This is a genomic window from Candidatus Vampirococcus lugosii (assembly GCF_018420025.1).
GTDB lineage: Bacteria > Patescibacteriota > Gracilibacteria > Absconditabacterales > Absconditicoccaceae > Vampirococcus > Vampirococcus lugosii.
Map to the genome: position 1 here is coordinate 1 of NZ_JAEDAM010000093.1, position 4,788 is coordinate 4,788.

General features: G+C 26.6%; 2 protein-coding genes. Both read left to right on the forward strand.

Going from position 1 to position 4,788, the window contains the following annotated elements; genetic code table 25:
• The coding region (locus VAMP_RS07260) for a hypothetical protein (protein ID WP_213349845.1) at positions 1-452 on the forward strand (452 nt) is incomplete at its 5' end.
• A 729-nt stretch (positions 453-1,181) separates the two neighbouring features.
• The coding region (locus tag VAMP_RS07265; RefSeq protein ID WP_369127424.1) for a BspA family leucine-rich repeat surface protein at positions 1,182-4,788 on the forward strand (3,607 nt) is incomplete at its 3' end.

Here is a 4,788-nt window from a genome sequence, read left to right on the forward strand (position 1 = left end):
GAAATATTAAAATACCAGTGATAGTAAAAGAAGATAATTGGGTTCCAGTTAATAATACAAATAGTGATTGATCTTCATTTATTGTATTATGAGATAATAGTGAGATTGTAAAAAAACAAGATGGAACAAGTTTATCAGGTGATAGTTTGGATGATGTATTTGTTGAAGTGAATGAATATAACATGGAACAAGGTATTAGTCGAAAGACTTCATGTGTAAAGCTAATATCAGAAGTAGTTTGTGAAAATTTGGACCCAGATAATAATACAGTACTATTATATGATGATGACTGGAATAAACAAGGTACTTTAGAAGACTGTTATGAAGACAAGTTTACTTATGTTGTTGACACAGCAATGTTTCCTGTTGGTGATGGTGATGATGATGGTGATTCTGGTGCTCCTAGTGATGGAGAGTATGGAAAATTACGGTTGGCTTGTATACGAAAATAGAAAAAGTTTCTATTGTGTTTCTTAAATTTTTGGGCGAGTAAAAAATATTTATTTTGTAGTAGTTAGTATTATTGTGTTTTCTTTTGAAATTATGATTTTTTTCGTTATAATGAAGTGTATTATTTCTTATCTTTTATTATTTTAAGTGCTAATAATATAATATGTTTATTAAAAAAAGTATATTGAAATACTTCTAATGTTAATTAAGTACAAAATAGAAGATTTGGAAGTTATTGGAATGAAACAATATTGAAGTATTACTATTTTTCAAAAAATATAAAAATGAAATTATGTTGATATATACAAATAGAATGTTTTTATTTAAAAATAAAAGCTCTCTTAAAAAATAGATTATCTTGAAGAAAATTAAAAAGAAATAGAAAATAAATTATAAAAATTGTGTAGTATATAAATCTATTTTTATATTCTCTTAAATCCTTGTTTAAATCAAGGATTTTTTATAGATTTTAATCTACAAAGATAAGATACAACTCAAAAATAAAAAAAATAAATTTGTCAATTACTATTTATATTTTTCATAAAAAATGCCAATACATTTTTTCTAATTATTGAATAGAATAAATATTATTATACTAATAATTTAATATTTTGGTGTAAAAAATAGAAAAAAGTCTTGCAAAAATAAAAAAAAATAATATTATTTTAATATATGCTAATTAATTTGAAAAAATTAGTATAAAATTTATTTATAATATTACTATAATAATTATGAAGAAAATATGATTACTTTTTATGTGAACACTTTTTTTATCTTGAATATCTTATGCAACAGTGAGTGCATGAGAAGAAGGTAAATGATATATAGAAAATTGAATAATATACTGTGAATGAGCTGAAGTATGAAGTACAATAGAAATAGAATGAGAAACTTATTATGTAGCAAAAGATATGGATGATGGAAAAAGTAATATAGATGATTTTGGATGAAAATATTCGGCTAATAGAATATGTACTAGTCATATTACTGATATGAGCAGAGTATTTTCACGGAGAGGAGAAGATTTTAATCAAGATATAGGAAATTGGGATGTAAGTAATGTTACTGATATGGAAGGTATGTTTTTAAGAGCAGAAAGTTTTAATCAAGATATTAGTAATTGGAATGTGAGTAATGTTACTAATATGAGTATGATGTTTGAGGAGGCAAAAGCTTTTAATAATTGATGTAAAGAATGAGATTTTAGTTGTGATTTAAATGATTGGGATACAAGTAATGTTACTACTATGAAATCAATGTTTTCTGATGCAGAAGCTTTTAATCAAGATATAGGAAATTGGGATACTAGTAATGTTGAAAGTATGACTAATATGTTTTTATCATCAACTGGATTATGAGTATCACAAAATTCATTTAATCAAGATATAGGAAGTTGGGATGTATCTAATGTGAATTATATGAATTCTACATTTTGAAAAGCAGAAAATTTTGATCAAGATTTAAGTAGATGGTGTGTAAAAAAAATTCCTCATATGCCGTCAGGTTTTAATACTGATTCATGATTTGAAGGAGAAAAAGCTAAAGAACCTAATTGGGGATGAGAAAATTGTGAACAAGAAAATTGTGAACAAAAAAATTGTGAACAAAAAGAAGAAAATAAAGATAAAGAAAAAGAAAAAGATAAAGAAGTAGATAAAGAAGAAGAAAAAGAAGAAGGTAAAGAAGAAGGTTCAGTAAGTTGATGATGAGAAACTTATACTACTAAATTGATGCCAGATGGTAATCAGTGGACTAGTGAAAATATGAGACATGCCCCAACCACATGAAATCACTCCTGTTATGATAATGATTCTGCTAATTGTGATGAATATGGTAGATTATATGATTGGAATGCAGCTATGACTGTTTGTGAACAATTATGAGGTTGATGGTCTCTTCCTAGTGATGATGATTGGCAAAATTTAGAAACATCTTTGTGATGTAATGATGCTAGTGATAAAGAAAATAGATGTCATGGTCTATGACGGAAATGAAATAAAATGTGATGAGTTCTTAATCAATTAGGATGATATGTGGATTCAGCTGGAAAATTCCGAAGTCTATCAAGCCGTTATGGTTATTGGTGGACTAGTACCGAGGGAGCTTTTTCGCGAAGTAATGATGATGTTAATGAATCGGAGAGGGCTGCTATTATGCGTAAAACAACGGGTAATAATCCAGAAATCACAAGGTGGTATTCATTTAGAACAATGAGTCATTCTGTAGTTTGTGTTAAAAAATGAGAATGATGAGATAAAGAAGAAAATAAAATTGAAGAAAAAGAAGTAGATAAAGAAAAAGAAGAAAAAGAAGAAAATAAAGAAAAAGAAGAAAAAGAAGAAAATAAAGAAAAAGAAGAAAAAGAAGAAAATAAAGAAAAAGAAGAAAAAGAAGAAAATAAAGAAGAATGTTCAGTAAATTGATGATGAGAGACTTATACTACTAAATTAATGCCAGATGGTAATGAATGGACTAGTGAAAATATGAGACATAAACCAAGTGAAGGAAATTCATGGTGTTATGATGATGATTCTGCTAATTGTGAGAAGTATGGTAGATTATATAATTGGGATGCAGCTATGACTGTTTGTCAACAATTATGAGATTGATGGAATCTTCCTAGTGATACAGATTGGCAAAATTTAGAAACATCTTTGTGATGTAATAATGCTAGTGATAAATGAAACAGATGTGATGGTTTATGATGGGATACAACTTGAAATGCTGGTAAATTGTGATGATTTATTAACTCCTTAGCTGGTAATCGTGGTATTTATGGTGATTTTTCTGAGTTGGAAGAAAAAGGTTATTGGTGGTCTAGTGCTGAACATTCTCACTATACTAATTCTGCTTGGTATCGTCTTTTTTATTCAAAAAATTCTAATATAAATCGTTATTACGACTATAAGAAAACTGGATATTCTGTAGTTTGTGTTAGAGATTGAGATGAAGAAAAAAAATGTGAAAATAAAGAAGAAGAAAATAAAGAAGAAAAAATTACAACTTCTAGTGAAGATTGATATATAAAAGATTGAATAGTATATTGTGAATGAGTTGGAGCATGAAAGACAATGGAAATAGAATGAGAAAAATATTATGTTGCAAAAGATAAAGATGATGCAAAAAATAATATAGATGAATTTGGATGAAAATATCCAGCTAATAGAATATGTACTAGTAATATTACTGATATGAAATTTATGTTTTTGGAAAAAGAAAATTTTAATCAAGATATAAGTAATTGGGATGTATCAAATGTTACTGATATGAGAGGTATGTTTTGACATGCAAAGAGTTTTAATCAAGATATAGGAAATTGGGATGTATCAAATGTTACTAATATGAAAGGTGTATTTATACATGCAAAAAGTTTTAATAAAGATATAAGTAATTGGAATACAAGTAATGTTGTTGAGATGAATAATATGTTTTGATGAGCGAAAAGTTTTAATCAAGATATAAGTAATTGGGATACAAGTAATGTTACTGATATGAGTAGTATGTTTACACGAGCAGAAGATTTTAATCAAGATATAGGAAGTTGGGATGTAAGTAATGTAACTACTATGAATAAAATGTTTACATATGCAAAAAATTTTAATAAAGATATAAGTGATTGGGATACAAGTAATGTTGTTGATATGGAATGGATGTTTAGAGAAGCAACTAGTTTTAATCAAGATATAAGTAGTTGGGATACAAGTAATGTAACTAATATGATTAAAATATTTGATAATGCAAAAGCTTTTGATCAAGATTTAAGTAATTGGTGTGTTGAAAATATAGGTACTAGACCAAAACACTTTTATTTAAAGGCATGATTTGAATGAGAAGAAAATAAAGAGCCTAATTGGTGAAAAGAATGTAAAAATAAAGAAGAAAAAATTACAACTCCTAGTGAAGATTGATATATAAAAGATTGAATAGTATATTGTGAATGAGTTGGAGCATGAAAGACAATGGAAATAGAATGAAATGAATATTATGTAGCAAAAGATAAAGGTGATGTAAAAAATAATATAGATGAATTTGGATGAAAATATCCAGCTAATAGAATATGTACTAGTAATATTACTGATATGAAATTTATGTTTTTGGAAGAAGAAAATTTTAATCAAGATATAAGTAATTGGGATGTATCAAATGTTACTGATATGAGTTATATGTTTACATATGCAAAGGCTTTTAATCAAGATATAAGTAATTGGGATGTATCAAATGTTACTAGTATGTATAGAATGTTTAGAGAAGCAGAAAGTTTTAATAAAGATATAAGTAATTGGGATGTATCAAATGTTACTGATATGGATAGAATGTTTTTCAGAGCAGAAAGTTTTA